The organism is Xinfangfangia pollutisoli (assembly GCF_020179405.1).
Lineage (GTDB): Bacteria > Pseudomonadota > Alphaproteobacteria > Rhodobacterales > Rhodobacteraceae > Pseudogemmobacter > Pseudogemmobacter pollutisoli.
Genome location: NZ_JAICBZ010000042.1, coordinates 1 through 21,797 on the forward strand (window position 1 = coordinate 1; position 21,797 = coordinate 21,797).

Below are 21,797 nucleotides of genomic sequence, written 5' to 3' on the forward strand. Positions count from 1 at the left end.
CGAGGGGCGCGAGATCACGATCGGCGCCTTCGGGTTCACCGGCAGCGGCGCCACGCGGCAGTCGGCCCCACGTGCCGCGACACAGGCGCGCAGCACCAGAAGTATGCCATCGGCCAGCCGCGTCTGCGGCAGATAGCCCTGCGCAGTCAGCGCCGGCACCCAGCCCTGCGCCAGGCCCGGATCGCGCCAGGCGGCCAGGGCAAAGCCCTCCAGCGCCTGATCGGTTCGCCCTTTTGCCAGGTCAATCTGCGCCAGCGTGTCGACCATGAAGCCCGGCAGCGCATCGCCCGCCTCGGCCGCCTTGCGCAGCAGATCGGCCGCACGGTCGGCCTCGTCCAGGCGGCCCGCGGTGAACAGGCCCCAGGCCACCATGTTCGCGATGTCCAGCGATGCGGGATCGCTGGCCTGCAGCGCCGCGATATCGGCGTCGATCTCGGCCCCGCGGTTCAGGAAGCCCAGCGCCTCGATCCGGATCGCGCGCAGCGACACGTCCCAGCTGGCCGACAGGCCCGGGGTCTTGGCAGGGTCGAGAAGATCGGCCACCGCGCGCAAGACCTCGTCATAGCGGCCCAGCGCTTGCAGCGCATAGACCCGGTTGCCGCGCGCATCCTCATAACCCGGCGCCACATCCAGGGCCGAGTCATAGGCCGCCAGCGCCTCGGCCGCGCGGCCCAGCGCCGCCAGACAGCGGCCATGCAGGTTGCGAAACCACGCATCGTCGGTCAGCGCGACCAGCTTCGGCAGCGCCTTGTCCAGATCGGCCACGCAGGCATCGGCCTTGCCCAGGGTGAACCAGGCCTCGGCCCGGTCGGCCGGCAGATAGGGATCGGCCGGGTCCAGCGCCGCCGCCTGCGAATACATCGCCACCGCCGTCGCCGGCTCGTTCAGCGCCAGATAGACCCGCGCCAGCTCGGCCCAATAGGCCGGGTTCTCCGGCGCGTAACCCAGCGCCTCTTGCAACACCGGCAGCGCATCCGCGGCCCGTTCCTGCAGACGCAGCGCCCGGCCCAGATTGAACACCAGATGCGGATAGCCCGACCGGTCCCAGACCGAGGCCAGATCGGCCTCGCAATCGGCGATCCGCCGGTCCAGGTCCAGCGCCGGATCGGGATCTGCGCAGGTCGAGGCGGCGGCGGGCAGGGCCAGCGGCAGCATCAGCGCCAGCGCGGCGGCCGAGGAGCGAAGCGGAACGGATGAAAGGCGCATGCGGAAATCCCCGGGGCTGCGGCAAGGGCGCGGTCAATGCGGCAAGCTTGGCCAGCGCGCCCGGAAAATCAAGTGCCGGGAACCGGATGCGCCGCCCTCGCGGCCACGGCCCTAGGCCTGCGGCAGCGAGGGCGGCGGCCCCAGATCCCAGGCGCCGCCATGGGTGAAAAGCCGCGACCAGCGCCTTGCCGGGCGCGGCGGGGGCAGGGCCTGCAGGGGCAGGCTGCCCTCCAACAGCGCGCGGTACAGCGCGAAGATCCCCGGGCGCAGATAGGGCGACCAGTGGCAGATCCGCCGCGGCGGCGGCGGCAGCGCATGGCCCAGCCCCGCCAGCGCGGCGCGGGTCTCGGGATGGTCGATCCACAGATCGCGCCAGTTCGGCGCCGCCCGCCCCAGACCCTGGCCGACCGAGGTGCGCAGGCCCAGATGCACGCCCCATTCGAACAGCGCATCGTAAAGATCGTTCTCGCGCGTGGTGACATTGACGATCTCGGCCGCGCGCCCGGCGGGCGAGGCCAGGGCCGCTTCGGCAAAGCCCCGCGTCTCGGCCGCGGCCAGCAGGATCAACCGACCGAACCGGCCCGGCGGCGCCGCGGCCAGCGCGTTCAGCGCCACCCGCGCGCCCAGGGAATGGCCGATCACCTGCAGCCGCCGCCCGGGCGCCAGATGCGCCACCCGCTCGGCGATCTCGGCCAGGGCCGCGCCGGCCAGCCGCGCCCGGCGATGCGCCGTCCACAGCCCGCAGCGCGCCTGCCAGCCCAGCCCGATCGCCAGGCCCTGACACCCGTCCAGCCCCAGATGCCGCGGCCAGGACACCACCCGTCGATTGCCGCCCGGCGGGTCAAGGCCCAGGATCGTGCCATGCGGGCAATCGCCGCGCAGATCCGGCGCATAGCGCCAGCCATGCACCATGGCCACGACCGGCGCGCCCTCGGGCAGTTCGGCCAGTTTCCGCGCCAGACGCGCCTCGTCCAGCACCAGCCCCTCGGGGGTGACATCGGCACGGATCGGGCGCGGGTCCTGTGTCATGGCTGGCCTCAGGCGGGAATCGCCGGACGTCACCAGAATGCTGCGCCCGCGCCGCAACGCAGCAGTGACGCGCCCGTGACAGCCGGATGAACCGACCCCGCCCGCCTTGCCCGCAAAAGCCTATGGCCTTCCTCTCTGCAGAAATATCCCGGGGTCCGGGGCAGAGCCCCGGTTCCCTCCACCCTTGACCAGGCCGGGTCCTGGGCGTATGCCGCGCCTTGTGGCGCTTTGTTACCGGATTGCGGGCCACGTTAAACAAGCCGCTAAAGAGGTGAAGGGCCTCCCGCCCCGGCACCTCTGGCATTGCCGGGGCATTTTCTTGGCCGGGGGCCGCGCAAGATGACGAAAGACTGGAAGACCCGCACCACGCTTGTCCACGAGGGCAGCCGCCGCAGCCAATATGGCGAAATGGCCGAGGCGATCTTCCTGACCCAGGGCTTCGCCTATCCGGATGCCGAAACCGCCGAGGCGCGGTTCATCAAGGCGGGCGAGGATGAATTCATCTATGCCCGCTACGGCAACCCCACCACGCGGATGTTCGAAGATCGCATCGCGGCGCTGGAAGGCACCGAGGACGCCTTCGCCACGGCCAGCGGCATGGCCGCGGTTTCGGGCGCGCTGACCGCACTTCTGCGCGCGGGCGATCACGTCGTCTCGGCGCGGGCGCTGTTCGGCTCGTGCCTGTACATTCTGGAAGAGGTGCTGACCCGCTTTGGCGTGAAGGTGACCTTCGTCGATGGCGCCGATCTCGATCAATGGCGCGCGGCGGTCACGCCCGGCACCAAGGCGGTCTTCTTCGAATCCATGTCCAATCCGGGGCTGGAACTGGTCGATATCCGCGGCGTCGCCGAGATCGCCCATGCGGCAGGCGCGCTGGTCATCGTCGACAATGTCTTCGCCACGCCGATCTTTTCGCGCGCGGTGGAACAGGGCGCCGATGTGATCGTCTATTCCACCACCAAGCATATCGACGGCCAGGGGCGCGCCTTGGGCGGGGTGGTCTGCGGCACGCGCGACTATATCCGCAAGGTGCTTGAGCCCTACATGAAGCACACTGGCGGCTCGATGAGCCCCTTCACCGCCTGGCTGATGCTGAACGGCATGGTGACGCTGGACCTGCGCTGTCGCGCCATGGCAGAATCGGCGCTGAAGATCGCGACGGCGCTTGAGGGCCATCCGAAACTGTCACGGGTGATCTATCCGGGCCTTACCAGCCATCCGCAGCACGATCTGGCCAAGGCGCAGCTGGGCGCGGGGGGCACGCTGGTCACCTTCGACATCGCCGCCGGCAAAGAGGCGGCCTTCCGCTTCATGAACGCGCTGACCATCGCCAAGATTTCCAACAATCTGGGCGACGCGAAAACCATCGCCACCCATCCCGACACCACGACCCATCAGCGCCTGCCGCAAGAGCAGAAGGATGCGCTGGGCATCAGCAAGGGGCTGATCCGCCTGTCGGTCGGGCTTGAGGATGCGGGCGATCTGGTCGCCGATCTCATGCAGGCGCTGGACGCGGCCTGACCTGCCAGGGCTTGCGATACCGCCAAGCCTTGCTTTTCGGCCCGGCATGCCCAAATGATGGGCGTCTTTCCGAAAGACACGTCCCTTCCGGCCGGACCGGAAGGGGATCAGAACGTAGACATCCGGAAATTGAAGGTCGGCATGGCTGCCGGCTGGAACCAAAAGGATCGCCCGATGAACGTCCATCTTCCCGAACCCGACCGCAGCCCCTCGCCCGATGAGGCGAAGGCGGCGCTGGCCACGCTGCGCCGCTGGGCCGATCGGGCGACCGAGGCCGAGATCTCGGCGCTGGACCCGTCGGTCGGCGCGCTTCTGGCGGGCTATCCGGCGCTGTCTCGCGCCTATCCGGAAGATTTCGTCGCCGATGCCGCCTATCGCGACACGCTGCCCGATCTGCAGAACGGCCCGGCCAGCCTGATCGTCGGCGACCGGCGGGTGATCCAGCATGTCGGCATCTCGAATTTTCGCCTGCCGATCCGTTACCGCACCCGCGACGCGGGCGAGATCACGCTTGAGACCAGCGTGACCGGCACCGTCAGCCTTGAGGCGGAAAAGAAGGGCATCAACATGAGCCGCATCCTGCGGTCCTTCTATGCCCATGCCGAAAAGGACTTTTCCTTCCAGGTGATCGAACACGCGCTGGACGATTACAAGCGCGACCTGGACAGTTTCGATGCACGCATCCAGATGCGCTTCTCGTTCCCGGTCAAGGTCGCCTCGCTGCGCTCGGGCCTGTCGGGCTGGCAATATTACGACATCGCGCTGGAACTGGTGGACCGCGCGGGCATCCGCAAGCGGATCATGCATCTGGACTATGTCTATTCCTCGACCTGCCCCTGTTCGCTGGAGCTGTCGGAACATGCCCGCCAGACCCGCGGCCAACTGGCCACGCCGCATTCGCAACGGTCTGTCGCGCGGATCTCGGTCGAGCTGAGGCCGGGCGCGAAATGCCTGTGGTTCGAGGATCTGATCGAACTCGCCCGCGCGGGCGTGCCGACCGAGACGCAGGTCATGGTCAAGCGCGAGGATGAACAGGCCTTCGCCGAATTGAACGCGGCGAACCCGATCTTCGTCGAGGATGCGGCGCGCAGTTTCGCGCAATCGCTGCTGGCCGACGCCCGGGTGGGCGATTTCCGGGTGCTGGCCAGCCATCAGGAAAGCCTGCATTCTCACGATGCGGTGAGCCTTCTGACCGAAGGCCCCACCTTCGCCGCCGAAAGCCTTGACCCTACGCTGTTCCGGTCGCTCTATCACGTCGGATGATGCGGGGTGGTTTGCCGGCAGGAAGGGTGACATGCGCGGATTGCGTCTTGGGCCGAAAAGTCAGGCCATGCTGATGGCGGTCATGCTGGCCGTGGCGGTGGCGCGGGTGCTTGGCGGATCCTCGGCCGGGCCCTTGCCGCAGGTCCATCATGCCGCGGCGCCGGTCAGCTGGCCGCAGCCGGGCACGGCGGGCGGGTAAGGCGGGCGGGTAAGGCGGCGGCGATGATCGGCAGACGCGGGATCCTGCGCGCGGGCCTGGCGGGCCTTGCTGCGGCGGCGCTGTGGCGCGTGGGCGCGGGCGGGGCAGGGGTCTGGCCCGGCGGATCGGACGAGGGGCTGGCCCTGGTCGCGGCGGCGCGCGCGCAAGCGGGGGTGACGCTGATCTATGATCCCGCCTATGTCGCGCTGGATTTTCCGGGCGGCGATGTGGCGCCTGAGCGCGGGGTCTGCACCGATGTGCTGATCCGCGCGCTGCGCCGGGCGCAGGGGCTGGACCTGCAGGCGGTGGTGAATGCCGATATGAAAGCCGATTTCGCGGCCTATCCGGCACTTTGGGGGCTGAAGCGGCCCGACCGCAACATCGACCACCGCCGCGTGCCGAACCTGCAATGCCTTTTCCGCCGGATCGGAGCCGACCGCGCGCCTTTCGCGGAGGCCCAGGCGTTCCGGCCGGGCGATGTGGTGACCTCGGTCCTGCCGGGCAATCTGCCGCATCTGATGATCGTCTCGGACCGCGCGGCGCCGGGCGCGGAACGACCGCTGGTCCTGCACAATATCGGCCGCGGCACCCGCGAAGAGGATGGGCTTTTCGCCTATCCGCTGACCGGCCTCTACCGGCTGGAGCCCGCCGCCCTGGACCGGATGCGCGCCCTGCAGGGCTAGGCGCCGGTTCCGGGCGGCCCCGGTGACGGCGGCGGTTTGACGGGCCCGGCGATTGGCCCTATCCCTTCGGCCATGATCGACCCGCGCCCCGTGGCCTATGTGATCGGACGGATTCTGATCGTCCTTGCCATCCTGATGGTCGCGCCGGCGATCGTCGACTGGCGGGCCGGCGATTCGAACGGATTCGCCTTCCTGCAATCGGCGCTGTTCACCGGCGTCGTCGGCGCCACGCTGTCGCTGGCCACCGCAAACGGGCTGGGGGCGGCGCTGGATGTGCGCCAGGCCTATGTGCTGACCGCGGCGATCTGGTTTCTGGTGCCCGCCTTCGGCGCCTTGCCCTTCTGGCTGGGCGCACCGGGCCTGCCGCCGATCTATGCCTATTTCGAAAGCGTCTCGGGCATCACCACCACCGGATCCTCGGTGATCTCGGGCCTGGCCGACCTGCCTTTGGGGATGAACCTGTGGCGCGGCATGCTGAACTGGCTGGGGGGGCTGGGCATCGCCTTCATCGCGATGATCTTCCTGCCCCTGATGCGGGTGGGGGGCATGCAATTCTTCCGCACCGAGGGCTTTGACACTTTCGGCAAGGCCCTGCCGCGGGCGACCGACATCGCCAAGCAGCTGCTGATCGTCTACGCCGCGCTGACGGTGATCGCCGTCGCCACCTATGGGCTTCTGGGCATGCCCGCGGCCGAGGCGGTGATCCATGGCATGTCGACGGTCGCCACGGGCGGGTTTTCCACCAACGACTCCTCGTTCACGCCCTATGCGCCGCCGATCCATTATGCCGGGGCGCTGTTCATGTTCCTGGCGAGCCTGCCCTATATCCGCTATGTCCAGCTGATCAACGGCACGCCCGCGCCGCTGTGGCGCGATGCCCAGGCCCGCGCCTATTTCGTCTGGCTGATGAGCGCGGTTCTGATCGTGGCGGTCTGGCGGGTGATCACCGCCGGCACCGGCTGGGAGATCGCCTTCCGCGAGTCGCTGTTCAACCTGACCTCGATCATGTCCTCGACCGGCTTCGGCGCGGGGTCGTTTTCCAGCTGGGGCGGGCTGATGCTGATCGTGGCCTTCGCGCTGGGGGTGATCGGCGCCTGTTCGGGGTCAAGTGCCGCCGGCCTGTCGGTGTTCCGGGTGCAGATCGCCATGGCTGTGCTGCGCCGCCAGATCCGCCAGATCGCCAATCCCTCGGCGGTGGATCCGGTGAAATACGAAGGCCGCACGGTCGAGGATGACGTGATCCATGCGCTGATCATGTTCATCACCTCGTTCATCCTGATCCTGGGCGTCTTGTCGGTGGCGATGACGCTTCTGGGCGTCGATCGGGAATCGGCGCTGTTCGGGGTCTGGACCTCGCTTGGCAATGTGGGCTACGGCTTCGGGCCGCTGGTTGTGCGCACCGGCACGTTCATCGACTTTCCCGAAGGCGCGATCCTGATCATGACGCTGGCGATGATCCTGGGCCGGCTGGGTCTTTTGGCGATCCTGGTGCTGATCCTGCCCTCGTTCTGGCGCCGCTGAGGCGGGGCGCCAGAAGCACGGGCCAGAAGCTCGGGTCAGCAGGGCGCGTCAGTCCCGAAAGCCCGACGCGCCGCGCGGATTATTCCCAGCACGAGACCAGAACGGTCATGTCGGTCGCGATATGGCTCAGGTCCTCGGGCGGCAGCGCGCCCTGGCGGTCCGAGGTCTGCAGCGCGATCCCACCTGCCTGCAACCGCTCGGCAATCGCCGCCGCGGCGGCCGCGAAGGCCACGCCCTGCGGCAATTGCTGCGCGCCACCCTTGGGCGCGGGCAGAAGCATGCCCAGAACCGCGCCCGAGGCGTCGATCACCGGCCCGCCGGCATCGCCCGGCAGGGGCGTCAGGCCAAGCCGTTTCATGCCCGGCTCGCCGTTCAGCCCGGTCAGCTCTTCCAGCGTGCCCCAGGTCAGCACCGGGGCGGGCAGGCGGTCTTCGTAGGAATAGCCCGCCACCGCCACTTCGGCGCCGATCCGGTCGGGCGCGATCTGGAACTGCGCCACGCCCGCCGGGGCCAGCGCCCGCTCGGGCATCAGCACCGCCAGGCCCGAAGCGGCATCGGCCAGCGTCACCTTGGCCTCGATCTCGCGGTCCAGCGTGATGCGGCCGCATTGCGCCACCGCCTCGGCCGTGGTCAGCACCGCGCCCTCGGCCGAGATATAGAAGCCCGAGCGCGAGAATTTCGGCTGCCGCACATCCAGCCCGGCCAGAAGCCCGCGCCGCGCCGCATCGTCCAGCGGCACCAGCCCCGGATCCAGCGCGGTATCGCCCACGGCGCGGAAGCTTTGCTTCAGCACCTGGATCATCCGCGCGTCGCGTTCGGCATGGGCGGGGGTGGACAGTACCATCCAGCCCTTGATGAAGCCGCCCTCGAACCGCGCCCAAGCCAGGCTGTCGCGGTTGGCCGAGGTGCCGTGGATCGAGAATTCCTTGTCGCCGCGGCTGCGTTCGCCGGTTTCGGGCAGGTCTTCCAGGGTCTGCAACAGGTCGTAAAGCCCGAAGAAACTGCCCTGATCGCCGGGCTGCGAGATCAGGACGATCTGCAGATCCGAGCCGTTCTTGGCCTTGAAATGCACGAAGGGGGGCTCGTAGCGGTCGAATTCGACCAGATTCAGCGGCAGGGTCACGTCGATGCCCGCCTCGGGTTCCGAGACATTGGCAAAGCCGTATTCGTCGATTTCGGCCTGGTAATTGGCAACCAGCGTGGCGCGCTGGCGGCTGGTCAGGGTGCCCGTCGGCTCCAATCCCATCGCTTCCTGCCAGGCGGCCATGGATTTGCGCGTGCCGGGCCCGATCGCGCCGTCAATCGCGCCGGCATAATAGCCATACCAGCCCAAAGCGGTCTGCAAGAGCTTGCGGTCATCCTCGGACAGGGCCGCTTCCGAGGCGCGGGCCTCTTGCAGGCTTTCCTCGGGCTCGGGGGCAGGTTCCGCCACGGGTTCGGGTTCGGGTTCGGTCACCTCGGGAACAGTCGGCTCGGGCGAGGGCACGGCGATCATCGGCTCGTCGGGCAGGGCCTCGGGGTCCGTATCAGCGCCGGCCGGCCAGAACTGGCCGCGGAACTCGGCGCCATCGGTCACATAGCTGTCGGCCGGGATCAGCCGCTCACGCTTCAGCCCGGCCAGCTGGGCCAACGCCTCGTCGCGGCCATAGGGACCCAGCACGATCCCGTACCAGCCCGAGCGCAGCCGGAAGCCCTGGGTTTCGGGGAAGACCCCGGCATAGGCGCGGGCGCGGTCTTCGGCCTCGTCCAGCGTCGGCAGCGCCTCGATCTGCACCCAGATCTGTTGCTGGGCGATGGCGGGCCGGGGCAGCGCCAGAAGGGTCAGCGCAAGCAGGGCAAAAAGGGCGGCAAGCGGAATCTGCGGGGCGCGAGCGCGAAGGGCGGGGATCATACGGGCAAACTGTTCCTTTGCGGCGGGGCGGCGCCCGGGCCGGTCACTGGCGCGCACCTTAGCCAAGGGCAAGGCAAGGGCAAGCAGGAATGGGTCGCCGCCGCGCGACCTGTCGGGGAATTGACCCGGGCAGGGCAGGCGGATAGGACGGGCGCGCATTGCAAGAAGGGGCGGGGCCATGGCCAGCGGCATCGAGACGCCGAAGTCTTTCCAGGAGATCATCCTGCGGCTGCAAGCCTATTGGGCGGCCCGCGGCTGCGCGATCCTGCAGCCCTACGACATGGAAGTCGGCGCCGGCACCTTCCACCCGGCGACCACGCTGCGTTCCTTGGGCACCAAACCCTGGGCGGCGGCCTATGTGCAGCCCTCGCGCCGCCCGACCGACGGGCGCTATGGCGAGAACCCCAACCGGCTGCAGCATTACTACCAGTATCAGGTCATCATCAAACCTTCGCCCCCCGATCTGCAGGCGCTGTATCTGGGCTCGCTCGAGGCGATCGGGATCGATCTGGCGCTGCATGACATCCGCTTTGTCGAGGATGACTGGGAAAGCCCGACGCTGGGCGCCTGGGGCTTGGGCTGGGAAGTGTGGTGCGATGGGATGGAAGTCAGCCAGTTCACCTATTTCCAGCAGGTCGGCGGGCATGACTGCCGCCCCGTCAGTGGCGAATTGACCTATGGGCTGGAACGGCTGGCCATGTATGTCATGGGCGTTGACCATGTCATGGACATGCCGTTCAACGATCCGCAGGCGCCGATTGCCCTGACCTATGGCGACATCTTCCGCCAGACCGAGGAAGAATACAGCCGCCACAATTTCGACGGCGCCACGGTCGAGATGCTGTTTCGCCATTTCGAGGATGCCGAGGCCGAATGCCAGCGCCTCTTGGATTTCCCGCCCGAAGACCCGAAAACCGGCAAGCGGATCATCATGGCGCATCCGGCCTATGACCAGACGATCAAGGCGAGCCACCTGTTCAACCTGCTGGATGCGCGCGGGGTGATCTCGGTCACCGAGCGGCAGGCCTATATCGGCCGCGTCCGCGCGCTGGCCAAGAAATGTGCCGATGCCTTCCGCCAGACGGAAGCCGGGGCGGATGCCTCCGATCTGGCGCATGGGGTCGCGTCGTGAATGGCAAGATCGTCGCGGGGTTCATCGTGCTGACCGGGGCTGCCGCAGGCCTGCTGATCTGGTGGCTGCAGGTCTATGCCTTCTACCAGCCGGTCGCCTTCGGCGATGGCAATGACATTCTGCTGACCACGGTTGCCGGGGGCGCGCCCGAGGCGATCCTCTACGAGAATGCGCAGGGCATCGACGCCGACAGCTCTCCGCTGCGCTTCCGGGCCTGTTTCACCGTGCCGCTCAGCCTGGGGCTGCTGACCGAGACCTATCAGATCTATGACAACCCGACCCCCACCGTGGGCCCGGGCTGGTTTGACTGCTACAATGCCGAAACCATCGGCGCCGCGCTGGAAAAGGGTCAGGCCATCGCCTTCCTGTCGGTCCATGACATCCACCCCGGCGTCGACCGGGTGGTGGCGGTGATGGAGGACGGGCGCGCCTTTGCCTGGCACCAGCTGAATGACGAGATGAAGGACTGATCCCGATGCCGGACCTCTTGATCGAGCTGTTCTCGGAAGAAATCCCGGCCCGGATGCAGGGCATGGCGCGCGAGACGCTGAAGAAGCTGGTGACCGATGGTCTGGTCGAGGCCGGGCTGACCTATGCCGGCGCCGGCGCCTTTTCCACGCCGCGGCGGCTGGTGCTGGCGGTGGAAGGGCTGACGGCCGAAAGCCGCCCCGTGCGTGAGGAACGCAAAGGCCCGAACACCGCGGCCCCTGCGGCGGCGATCGAGGGCTTTCTGCGCTCGACCGGGTTGACGCTGGACCAGCTGGAAAAGCGCGCCGACAAGAAGGGCGAGGTCTATTTCGCGGTGATCGAAAAGCCGGGCCGCAAGGCCGAGGCGATCATTGCCGAAGTGCTGGAAGCCGCGATCCGCACCTTCCCCTGGCCCAAGTCGATGCGCTGGGGCGCGGGGTCCCTGCGCTGGGTGCGGCCTTTGCATTCGATCCTGTGCCTGCTGCATGACGAGGCGGGCGCCCAGGTCGTGCCGCTGACGGTCGAAGGCATTTCGTCGGGCAATACGACCGAGGGCCACCGTTTCATGGGGATCGGCCGCTTCACCGTGTCGTCCTTTGACGATTACGCCGCCAAGCTGCGCCGCGCCAAGGTCATGCTCGATCCGGCCGAGCGCGAGGCGCATATCTGGCAGGGCGCGCAGAACCTGGCCTTCGCGGCGGGGTTGGAAGTGGTCGAGGACCGCGGATTGCTGGCCGAAATCGCCGGTCTGGTCGAATGGCCGGTGCCGCTGATGGGCCGCATCCCCGAGGCGTTCCTGGCCCTGCCGGCCGAAGTGCTGCAGACCAGCATGAAGGAACACCAGAAATTCTTCTCCTGCCGCAATGCCAAGACCGGCCGGATCGAAGGCTTCGTGACCGTCGCCAATATCGAGACACCGGATGACGGCGCGACGATCCTGAAGGGCAATCTGAAGGTGCTGTCGGCGCGGCTGTCCGATGCGCGGTTCTTCTGGGAGAACGACCTGCGGGTGGCCAGGGCGGGGATGCAGGACTGGGCCGAGGGCCTGGCCCATGTGACCTTCCACAACAAGCTGGGCTCTCAGGCCGACCGCATCGCCCGCATCGCCGCGCTGGCGCGGGAAATCGCGCCCTTGGTGGGGGCCGACCCGGATCAGGCGGCGAAGGCGGCCGAAGTGGCGAAGCTGGATCTGCGGTCTGCCATGGTGGGGGAATTCCCCGAATTGCAGGGCGTGATGGGCCGCTATTACGCGATAGAGGCCGGCCTGCCGCAGCCAGTGGCCGATGCGGCGCGCGACCATTATTCTCCCTTGGGCCCGTCGGATGCCGTGCCGTCCGAGCCGGTTTCGGTGGCGGTGGCGCTGGCCGACAAGCTGGACACGCTGACCGGCTTCTGGGCGATTGACGAGAAGCCCACGGGGTCGAAAGACCCCTTTGCGCTGCGACGGGCGGCCCTGGGGGTGATCCGGCTGGTGCTGGGGAATGGGGTTCGCATCAATCTGATTGACGCCCTAGATTGGGCAGTGATTGCCGGCGAAGCGAGAGAGCGCCCCTATTTGGAATGGGTCCTGCAGGCTGTAACGCTCAAACCGGATCGCCGCCCGATGAGCGCGATTTACGAGCGACTTATGACAGAGCGCCGTTTGTCTGGCTGGGAGCCCGACGGCTTCGCTTGGTCTGCGGATGCTGTTGGCAAGGAGACGTCCAATCCCGATCCCGACTTGGTCACAAGTATCGGACGCAGCGGCTGGCCTTACATGGGTTTCAGCCTGCGCTCGCGCGAACGCAACGCTGCCGAGCATTGGCCATGGACGCCACTGGATGAGAAGCGCCACTCCGATATTGACCTCCTCGCCTTCTTCCACGACCGCCTCAAGGTTTACCTCCGAGACCAAGGCATCCGGCACGACATCATCGACGCCTGCCTTGCCATGCCCGGCAATGACGACCTGACGCTGCTGGTCAAGCGCGCCACCGCGCTTTCCGACACGCTGAAGACCGAAGACGGCGCCAATCTGATCCAGGGGTTCAAGCGCGCGAACAACATCCTGTCGGCCGAGGAAAAGAAGGACGGCGTCGAATATTCCTTTGGTGCCGATCCGAAATTCGCCGAAGGCCCCGAGGAACAGGCGCTGTTTGCCGCCCTCGACCAGGCCGAGGCCAAGATCGGCGCGGCGATGAAAGCGGAGGATTTCGCCGGCGCCATGGCCGCCATGGCCGCGCTGCGCGGGCCGGTCGATGCCTTCTTCACCGCGGTGCAGATCAACAGCGACAATGCTGTGCTGCGGCGCAACCGGCTGAACCTTCTGCACCGGATCCGGGCCGTCTGTTCGGGCGTTGCCGATCTTTCGCGCATCGAGGGCTGAAACGCGTTCAAATGTTGCGCTTGCGTGACATGAATTGCGGCGTATTCTGCCTGTGCGAAAGGTGCTGCAGTGCAGAAACATGACCCGATTCCCGAGTTTGCCGAGATCACCCCGTCCGCGCGCGTCGCGACGGAGCAACACGGCTGGCGCGCGAAATGCCTGCAACGCCTTGTCCGGCTGGACCTGCCGGTGCCGAAATCGGTGGCGCTGCCCGCCCGCACCGTGCGCGCCATCGCCACGGGGCAGGGCGTCGATGCGGCCGGTGTTCTGGACCGCTTCGGCGACGGGCCGCTGATCTCGGTCCGGCCCTCGCCCGCCAATCCCGATTGGGGCGGGCCGGCGACGATCCTGAACATCGGCATGAACGCCAAACGCCATGCGCGGCTGTGCGAAACCCATGGCCAGGCCGCGGCGGACGCGCTGTATATGCGCTTCGTGCAATCCTATGCCGTCCATGTCGCGCGGCTGGACCCGGATGTCTTTGAAGATGTCCATCCCGGGCCCGGCGCGCTGGACGAGGTGTTGAAGCTGTACGAGGTCGAGACCGACGATCCTTTCCCGCAGGACGCTGCCCGCCAGCTGTCGGAAGTGCTGCGCAGCATGGCGCGGGCCTGGGAAGGCACCTCGGCGCGGCTTCTGCGCCAGGCCAAGGGCGCGCCGGTCGATGCGGCGCTGGGCCTGGTGGTTCAGGAAATGGCCCAGGGCATCGGGCGGGGAATCTCCGGCTCGGGCGTGATCCAGTTCGTCGATGGCGTGACCGGCGGCCCGCGCATCACCGGGCGCTATCTGGGCCAAAGCCAGGGCCGCGACGCCCTGGCCGCGCAAGAGGCGCTGTATCTGACCCGCGACCGCCGCGGCCCCTCGCTGGAAGATGTGGCGCCCGAGGCGATTGCCGAATTGTGCCGCTTCGGCGCGGCCTGCCGGGCCCGGCTGCGCGAGGAAATGCAGATCGAATTCACCATCGAGGACGGGCGCCTGGCCGTTCTGGATGCGGTCAAGGTGCAACGCTCGGCCCGGGCGGGGCTGCGCATCGCGGTGGCGCTGGCCGAGGATGGGGTGATCGGCAAGGACGAGGCGGTGCTGCGGGTGGAACCCGGCGCGCTGACCGAAGTGCTGCACCACCAGGTCGATCCGCGCGGGCCGCGCGATGTCTTCGCCCGCGGTATCGGCGCTTCGCCCGGCGCGGCGACCGGCCGGCTGGTCTTTACCGCCGAGGCGGCGCAGGCCAGTGCAGCGCGGGGCGAGCCCTGCATCCTGGTGCGGCGCGAGACCGCGCCCGAGGATATCCGTGGCATGCATTCCTCGGTCGGCGTGCTGACCGAACGCGGCGGGATGACCAGCCATGCGGCGGTGATCGGCCGCGGTCTAGGCCTGCCCTGCGTGGTCGGCGCCAGCGAATTGCGGCTGGACCTGCGCGAGAAGAAGCTGACCGCCGCCGATGGCCGGGTGTTCCGCGAAGGCGATGCGGTGACGATCGACGGCTCGCGCGGCGAGGCGCTGGTGGGGGCGGCCGACATGCTGCCGCCGGCCTTGGACGACTCGTTCCGGCTGCTTTTGTCCTGGGCCGACCAGTTCCGCGATATTGGTGTGCGGGCCAATGCCGACACGCCCGCCGATGCCGCAACGGCGCGCCGTTTCGATGCCCAGGGCATCGGCCTGTGCCGGACCGAACACATGTTCTTCGACGAGGACCGCCTTGTCGTTATGCGCGAGATGATCTTCGCCGACAGCCCGGGCGACCGGGCGGCGGCGCTGGCGCGGCTTTTGCCGATGCAGCGGGCGGATTTCGTGCAACTGTTTGAAATCATGCAAGGGCTGCCGGTCTGCATCCGGCTGTTCGACCCGCCCTTGCACGAATTCCTGCCCTCGGGGCGCGAGGGGCTTCGCGATCTGGCCGAAGCGCTGGACCGGCCGCTGTCGGAAGTGACCCGCCGCGCCGATGCGCTGCGCGAGGTCAATCCGATGCTGGGCATGCGCGGGGTGCGACTGGGCGTGGTGCTGCCGGAAATCTACGACATGCAGGCGCAGGCGATTTTCGAGGCCGCGCTGGAATCGGCGCGGCGCGGCGCGCCCGTGGTGCCCGAGGTGATGATCCCTCTGGTCAGCGCCCGGCGCGAGGTGGAACTGGTCAAGGCCCGGATCGACGCGGTGGCCGCCATGGTGAAGACCCGCGCCAAAGCCGATTTCGACTATAAGCTGGGCGTCATGGTGGAAACGCCGCGGGCGGCGCTGCGCGCGGGCGAGATCGCCCAGCATGCGGCCTTCCTGTCCTTCGGCACCAATGACCTGACGCAGATGACCTATGGCCTGTCGCGCGACGATGCCGGGCGGTTCATGAACACCTATGTGCAGCAGGGCGTCTTCCCCGAGGATCCGTTCCATATTCTGGATGTGGACGGGGTGGGGGAGTTGCTGCTGATGGGGGCCGAGCGCGGCCGCAAGACCCGCAGCGACCTGACGCTCAGCATCTGTGGCGAGCATGGCGGCAACCCCGAATCGATTGCCTTTTGCCGCAAAGCGGGCTTCGATTACGTGTCTTGCAGCCCCTATCGGGTGCCTATGGCGCGGCTTGCGGCGGCGCATCTGGCCCTGAAAGATCGTGTGATCGGGTAGAAATTTCACACCATATCATGTGTTTGCGACTGTTTCTTAAAGTGAAACATTAAGAAATTCGGCAAGTTTCCGCCGATTTTACCACGATTTTCGTTGCACATTTGTCACGCGACTTTACCGGGTCGCCGGTCGTCGCGTAACCGGCCCGACTGTTGCGCGGCTGACTTTGCCGTCGCACCTGGGGAAACAGACCGGGAAACACATGATGCGACTGAACATGACGCTTGCCTATGGGCCGGTTCTGGCCCTTGGCCTGACGCATGCAGCCGTGGCTGATGTCACGAAAAGTACCTCGAACGATCCGACCGTGCAGATCGGCGATCAGATGAGCCTGCTTCTGGGCGCCGAGAAATCGCGGCTGGGCGCCATGAGCGCCGACCGGCTGGGCGCCATCGCCTCGGGGCCTGAAAAGCCGGTGAAGGTTGAAAAGCCCGCGACGATCGCGGTGAAAAAGACCGAAGCGGTGCCGAAAGTGCCGCTCAAGGCCCTGGCGCCCACGCTGGATGGCACGCTGGACTATAACGAGGCCGCGCTGATGGCGCTGCCCGCGCCCAAGGGCGATGCGCAATGGCAATGCCTGAGCGAGGCGATCTATTTCGAAGCCCGGGGCGAGACGCTGAAAGGCCAGTTCGCGGTGGCTGAAGTGATCCTGAACCGCGTCGACAGCCCGCTTTATCCGAAATCGGTCTGTTCGGTGGTCAAGCAGCGCGGCGGCGGCGGCTGTCAGTTCTCGTATGTCTGTGACGGCTATTCCGACAATATGCGCGAGCCGGGCGCGCGCGCTTTGGCGCAGCGCATCGCCTGGGTGATGCTGAACGGCGCCCCGCGGGCGCTGACCGAAGGCGCCACCCATTTTCACACCCGCGGCGTGCGGCCCGGCTGGTCGCACCGCTTTCCGATGACGGCGCAGATCGGCGCGCATCTGTTCTATCGCCAGCCCGGGGCGCAGACCCTGCGGGTTGCGGTCTCGACCAAGGGTTAAGCGGACCTGCGGGCCGATCGCGGCCCGCCCATGTCGTAACCCTTGCATGCGCTGCCGTCTTGAGGCAGGAGCAGTCGCTCCTCCGGGGCTAAAGCAGGGGGGCGGTGGCCGCGGCCGGGAGGGGCACATGATCAGCGACATATCCCTTGCCTTCGCCCATCCCGAGGAACGGGCCGAGGCTTCGGCCGATGCCAATCCGCGCGACCGGATCAGCCTGCGCGACCATGTGGTCGAGGCCGATATCGGCGCCTTCCAGAAGGAACGCGGCCAGAAGCAGCGCCTGCGCTTCAATGTCGTGGTCGAGGTGCGCCCCGCGCCCGCGCCCCTGGACGATGATGTCGACCGGATCCTGTCCTATGACCGGATCACCGAAGCCATCGCGGCCGAACTGGCGACCGAGCGGCTGAACCTTTTGGAAACCCTGGCCGAACACCTGGCCGAGCGCATCCTGGCCGAGCCGCAGGCGATGCGCGCCTTCATCCGCATCGAAAAGCTGGATATCGGCCCCTATGCGCTGGGGGTGGAAATCGTGCGGTCGCGCGCCGAAGTGCCCCAGCGGGTGGATGACAAGGCGGTGCATCCCTTGGTGGTCTATCTCGACAATACCACCGTGGGCGCCTTGGATCTGGCGGCGCGGATCGACGCGCTGGAAGCCCGCGGCCTGCCGGTGATCTTCTGCGTGGGCCTGCCCGATGTGGCCCGCCCGCAGACCCGCCACCGTCCGACCCAGCGCCGCATCGACCTTCTGGCGATCGAGCAGAATGCCTGGGTTCTGGCCGCCCGCGATCCGCGCTGCGTGGTCGTGGCCTCGCGCACCGAAATCGACTGGGCGCTGCGGCGGGGCCGGTCGGTGGTCTGGGCGCCCTCGAAGATCGTGCTGGATGCGGTCGACGGGCCGAAGACCGGCGATCCGGTGGCGCTGGCGCTGTGGCTGGCCGAGGAGATGGCGGCGGCGGCGCTGGTTCTTCACGGCGATGTTGCAATCCCGGCAGGAAGCCGCGTGGCGGTGGAACGCGCCTAGGCGCGGGCCTTGCGCAGATCGGTGGCATGTTGCATCCCAGAGCGATGATCTATTGGCGTCCCTTGGTGCAATCCGGCGAGCCGCGCCCGAAGGGCGCCTATCCGCTGGCGGGTGGCGGGCTGTGGTTCTCGCAGGTCGAGCGGCTGGAACGCGGCCGCGCTGGAGAGATCGTGCCAGCCATCGAAGCCGGCGCCGCGCTGGAGCCGCTGGTGGCGCCGCGTGCCTCTTTCGCGGGGCTGGCGATGGACCGGCCGCAGATCATGGCCATTCTGAACGTGACGCCCGACAGTTTCTCGGATGGCGGCCAGTTCGTCGATCCGCAGGCGGCGCTGGCCCAGGCGCGGGCGCTGGCCGAAGTGGCGGACATTCTGGACATCGGCGGCGAAAGCACCCGGCCAGGTGCGGCCGAAGTGCCCGGGGATGAGGAAATCGCCCGCACCGCCCCGGTGATCGGCGCGCTGCGCGCCGGCGGGCTGACCGCGCCGATTTCCATCGACACGCGCAAGGCCGGGGTGGCCGATGCGGCGCTGCGGGCGGGGGCCGATATCGTCAATGATGTGGCGGCGCTGCTGTTCGACCCCGATCTGGGCCCCTTGGCCGCCAAGGCCCAGGCGCCGGTCATCCTGATGCATCACCAGGGCACGCCCGAGGTGATGCAGGCCGATCCGCGCTATGACGATGTGCTGCTTGACGTCTATGACTGGCTGTCCGAGCGGATCGAGGCGGCCGTGGCCATGGGCATCCCGCGCCAGCGCATCGCGGTTGATCCGGGCATCGGCTTTGGCAAGACCGCGGCGCATAATCTGGCGCTGATCCGGGGGATTTCGCTGTTTCACGGCCTGGGCTGCCCGGTTCTTCTGGGGGCCAGCCGCAAGCGGTTCATCGGCACGATCGGCGGGGTTGCGGATCCGCAGGCGCGGATGCCGGGCTCGCTTGCGGTGGCGCTGGCGGGCGTGGCGCAGGGGGTGCAGATGATACGGGTCCATGATGCGGCCGAGACGCGGCAGGCGCTGCGGATCTGGCAGGCTTTGGCAGGAGGAACGGCATGAGCCGGAAACTGTTCGGCACCGATGGGGTGCGGGGGCGGGCGAATGCCTATCCGATGACCGCCGATGTGGCGCTGCGGCTGGGGGCTGCGGCGGGCCGCTTCTTCCGGCGCGAGGCCAATGGCGCCACGGGCGGCGGGGGCGCGCATCGGGTGGTGATCGGCAAGGACACCCGCCTGTCGGGCTACATGCTGGAAAACGCGCTGACCGCGGGGCTGACCTCGACCGGCATGAACGTGCTGCTGGTGGGCCCGGTGCCCACCCCGGCGGTGGGCTTTCTGACCCGCTCGATGCGGGCGGATCTGGGCGTGATGATCTCGGCCAGCCACAATCCGCATCAGGACAACGGCATCAAGTTCTTCGGCCCCGACGGGTTCAAGCTGTCGGATGCCGCCGAGGCCGAGATCGAGGCGATCCTGGAAGGCGAGATCCGGCTGGCCCAGGCCGAGAATATCGGCCGCGCCAAGCGGATCGAGGATGGCCGGGGCCGCTATCAGGAATTCGTCAAGACCTCGTTCCCGGCCGGGCTGCGGCTGGACGGGCTGAAGGTGGTGATCGACTGCGCCAATGGCGCCGCCTACAAGGCCGCGCCCGAAGTGCTGTGGGAACTGGGCGCCGATGTGGTGCCGGTGGGCACCGCGCCCAATGGCACCAACATCAACCAGCTCTGCGGCTCGACCCATACCGAGACGGCGGCCGAGGCGGTGGTGGCACATGGCGCGCAGGTGGGCATCGCGCTGGATGGCGATGCCGACCGGGTGATGATCCTGGACGAAAACGGCATGGTGGCCGATGGCGACCAGATCATGGCGCTGCTGGCCGCCCGCTGGGCCGAGGAAGACCGGCTGAACGGGGGCACGCTGGTTGCAACCGTGATGTCCAATCTGGGGCTTGAACGCTTTCTGCAGCGGCGCGGGTTGCGGCTGGAACGCACCGCCGTGGGCGACCGCTATGTGGTCGAGGCGATGCGGCGCGGCGGCTGGAACCTGGGGGGCGAGCAGTCGGGCCATATCGTGATGACCGATTATGCCACGACCGGCGACGGGCTGATCGCGGGGCTACAATTCCTGGCCGAGATGGTGCGCACCGGGCAGAAGGCCAGCGACCTGATCCGCCAGTTCGAAACCGTGCCGCAGCTTTTGAAGAATGTCCGCTTCGCCGAAGGCGCGCAGCCGCTTGAGATGGACAGCGTCAAGGCGGTGATCGAGGCCAATGCCGCGCGGATTCGCGGCAAGGGCCGGATCCTGATCCGCAAGTCGGGCACCGAGCCCTTGATCCGCGTCATGGCCGAGTGCGAGGATGCGGGGCTGTTGCGCGAAGTGGTGGACGAGATCGTCGGCGCCGTCGAAGCGGCGGCCTGAACGGGCTTCATCGCGGCGTCCTGCGGGGACGGAATCGGGCTTTGAGCGGGGTTTTGCACGCTTTTGCGCGGCCGCTTGCCAGTGCGGGGCCGATCAGGCAGCTTCCCGCGCATGACGAGTAGCATTGAAGACATTTTCGCCGCGCAGCACGCCGCTTTGGCAGCCAGCCCCGCGGCATCGACATTGACGGAACGCCGCGCGGCCCTTCGGCGCCTGCATGGGGCGGTCAAGGTGCGCGAGCGCGCGCTGATCGAAGCCATGGCCGGCGATTTCGGCAAGGGCGCGGTCGAGGTGCAATTGACCGAGCTTCTGCCGCTGTATCAGGAAATCGCCACGGCGCGGCGCCGGCTGCGGGGCTGGATGCGCGGCAGGCGCGCCTGGCCGGGCCTGGCGCTGTTCGGCACCTCGACCCGGCTGCGCCCCGACCCCAAGGGCCTGGCGCTGATCCTGGGGCCGTCGAATTACCCGTTCATGCTGGCCCTTGGGCCGCTGGTTTCGGCGCTGGCGGCGGGAAACCGGGTGATCGTGAAGCCTTCGGAACTGGCGCCCCGCACGGCGGCGCTGGTGGCCGAGGTGATTGGCGCCTGTTTCGAACCCGATCAGGTGGCCGCCGTGCAGGGCGGGGCCGAGACGGCCGAGGCGCTGACCCGGCTGCCCTTCGATCATGTGTTCTTCACCGGCTCGACCCGGATCGGCCAGCGGGTGATGGCGGCGGCGGCGCAGCATCTGGCCACGGTCACGCTGGAACTGGGCGGCAAAAGCCCGGTCATCCTGGGCCCCGATGCCGATCTGGCGCAGGCGGCGCGGATGGTGGCCTGGGGCAAGCTGACCAATGGCGGGCAGGCCTGCGTCTCGCCCGACCATGTCTATGTGCCGCGGCGCAACAAGGCCGCCTTCCTGTCCGCGCTGAAGGCCGAACTCGCCCGGATGGAGCCGGACGCCGCCCGCTCGATCACGCCGCAGCATCTGGAGCGGATGGAGGCGCTGGTGACCGAGGCCAAGGCCGCGGGCGCGGCCGAGGCCTGGCGCGGCATCGGCGGGCCGGGGCGGTATCCGCCGGTCGTGCTGACCAGGATCAGCCCCGAGATGGCGGTGATGCACGAGGAAATCTTCGGGCCGATCCTGCCGGTCATCGCCTATGACGACCCGGCCGAGGCGATTGCCGCGGTCAATGCCCGGGCCAAGCCCTTGACGATCTATGTCTTCGCCCATGATCCCCATTTCGCCAGGCGGGTGGTGGACGAGACGCGCTCGGGCTCGGTGGCGGTCAATCTGACCATGGCGCATTTCGCCCATCCGACCATGCCTTTCGGGGGCGTGGGGGCAAGCGGGCAGGGCGCGGCGCATGGCCATGCGGGGTTCCTGGCCTTCAGCCATGTAAAGCCCGTCGTGGTGAACCATTTCGCGCCGCTTGGCCTGCTGATGCCGCCGGTGACGGCGCGGGTGCGCCAGCGCGCGCGGCTGGCCCTGGCCTGGATGCGCGGCTTCGGCTGACC

At 68.0% G+C, this 21,797-nt stretch carries 17 protein-coding genes and 1 riboswitch; of the genes, 14 read left to right on the plus strand and 3 right to left on the minus strand.

The genetic code is table 11. The annotated features are described in order from the left end of the window. On the minus strand, positions 1-1,206 hold a 1,206-nt coding region (locus K1Y73_RS13020), incomplete at its 3' end, for a tetratricopeptide repeat protein (protein WP_263626625.1). A 111-nt stretch (positions 1,207-1,317) separates the two neighbouring features. Then, positions 1,318-2,235, minus strand: coding sequence for a hypothetical protein (locus K1Y73_RS13035; protein ID WP_225028735.1), 918 nt, complete (start codon positions 2,233-2,235; stop codon positions 1,318-1,320). Between the two features lie 210 nt (positions 2,236-2,445). Continuing rightward, positions 2,446-2,523, plus strand: a riboswitch (SAM riboswitch). A 51-nt stretch (positions 2,524-2,574) separates the two neighbouring features. On the opposite strand from K1Y73_RS13035, the gene metZ reads away from it, so the two are divergent. From metZ to K1Y73_RS13060, 5 genes are all read left to right on the plus strand, one after another. Next, a complete protein-coding gene (metZ, locus tag K1Y73_RS13040; protein WP_225028736.1) occupies positions 2,575-3,756 on the plus strand; it encodes an O-succinylhomoserine sulfhydrylase in 1,182 nt (393 codons plus the stop codon). A gap of 174 nt (positions 3,757-3,930) precedes the next feature. Next, on the plus strand, positions 3,931-5,019 hold the full coding sequence (gene folE2 / locus K1Y73_RS13045; protein WP_225028737.1) for a GTP cyclohydrolase FolE2: 1,089 nt from the start codon (positions 3,931-3,933) through the stop codon (positions 5,017-5,019). Positions 5,020-5,050: 31 nt separating this feature from the next. After that, entirely contained in the window at positions 5,051-5,218 is a 168-nt protein-coding gene (locus K1Y73_RS13050; RefSeq protein ID WP_225028738.1) for a hypothetical protein, read from the plus strand. 23 nt (positions 5,219-5,241) lie between these two features. Further along, positions 5,242-5,901: a DUF1287 domain-containing protein gene (locus K1Y73_RS13055; protein ID WP_225028739.1), complete on the plus strand. Its 660-nt coding sequence runs from the start codon at positions 5,242-5,244 to the stop codon at positions 5,899-5,901. A gap of 72 nt (positions 5,902-5,973) precedes the next feature. Further along, positions 5,974-7,422, plus strand: a complete 1,449-nt coding sequence (locus K1Y73_RS13060) for a TrkH family potassium uptake protein (RefSeq protein WP_225028740.1) — start codon at positions 5,974-5,976, stop codon at positions 7,420-7,422. 79 nt (positions 7,423-7,501) lie between these two features. On the opposite strand, the gene K1Y73_RS13065 is transcribed toward K1Y73_RS13060, so the two are convergent. Then, entirely contained in the window at positions 7,502-9,313 is a 1,812-nt protein-coding gene (locus K1Y73_RS13065; protein WP_225028741.1) for a trypsin-like peptidase domain-containing protein, read from the minus strand. Between the two features lie 178 nt (positions 9,314-9,491). Between K1Y73_RS13065 and K1Y73_RS13070 the strand changes: the two genes are divergently transcribed. From K1Y73_RS13070 to K1Y73_RS13110, 9 genes are all read left to right on the plus strand, one after another. Further along, positions 9,492-10,445 (plus strand): glycine--tRNA ligase subunit alpha, encoded by a 954-nt coding sequence (locus K1Y73_RS13070; protein ID WP_225028742.1) that lies wholly within the window; start codon positions 9,492-9,494, stop codon positions 10,443-10,445. After that, positions 10,442-10,915 (plus strand): DUF6446 family protein, encoded by a 474-nt coding sequence (locus K1Y73_RS13075; RefSeq protein ID WP_225028743.1) that lies wholly within the window; start codon positions 10,442-10,444, stop codon positions 10,913-10,915. The genes K1Y73_RS13070 and K1Y73_RS13075 overlap by 4 nt, the downstream gene beginning before the upstream one ends. 5 nt (positions 10,916-10,920) lie before the next feature. Then, complete coding sequence (glyS, locus tag K1Y73_RS13080; RefSeq protein ID WP_225028744.1) at positions 10,921-13,278, plus strand: glycine--tRNA ligase subunit beta; 2,358 nt, start codon at positions 10,921-10,923, stop codon at positions 13,276-13,278. Positions 13,279-13,347: 69 nt separating this feature from the next. Next, entirely contained in the window at positions 13,348-15,891 is a 2,544-nt protein-coding gene (locus K1Y73_RS13085) for a putative PEP-binding protein (protein ID WP_225028745.1), read from the plus strand. Between the two features lie 205 nt (positions 15,892-16,096). After that, positions 16,097-16,873: a cell wall hydrolase gene (locus K1Y73_RS13090; RefSeq protein ID WP_225028746.1), complete on the plus strand. Its 777-nt coding sequence runs from the start codon at positions 16,097-16,099 to the stop codon at positions 16,871-16,873. Between the two features lie 127 nt (positions 16,874-17,000). After that, positions 17,001-17,894, plus strand: a complete 894-nt coding sequence (locus K1Y73_RS13095; protein WP_225028747.1) for a dihydroneopterin aldolase — start codon at positions 17,001-17,003, stop codon at positions 17,892-17,894. A 44-nt stretch (positions 17,895-17,938) separates the two neighbouring features. Then, complete coding sequence (gene folP / locus K1Y73_RS13100) at positions 17,939-18,943, plus strand: dihydropteroate synthase (RefSeq protein ID WP_225028764.1); 1,005 nt, start codon at positions 17,939-17,941, stop codon at positions 18,941-18,943. Then, entirely contained in the window at positions 18,940-20,301 is a 1,362-nt protein-coding gene (gene glmM, locus K1Y73_RS13105; protein ID WP_225028748.1) for a phosphoglucosamine mutase, read from the plus strand. The genes folP and glmM overlap by 4 nt, the downstream gene beginning before the upstream one ends. 111 nt (positions 20,302-20,412) lie before the next feature. Further along, positions 20,413-21,795 (plus strand): aldehyde dehydrogenase family protein, encoded by a 1,383-nt coding sequence (locus tag K1Y73_RS13110; protein ID WP_225028749.1) that lies wholly within the window; start codon positions 20,413-20,415, stop codon positions 21,793-21,795. The last annotated feature ends 2 nt before the right edge of the window (positions 21,796-21,797 follow it).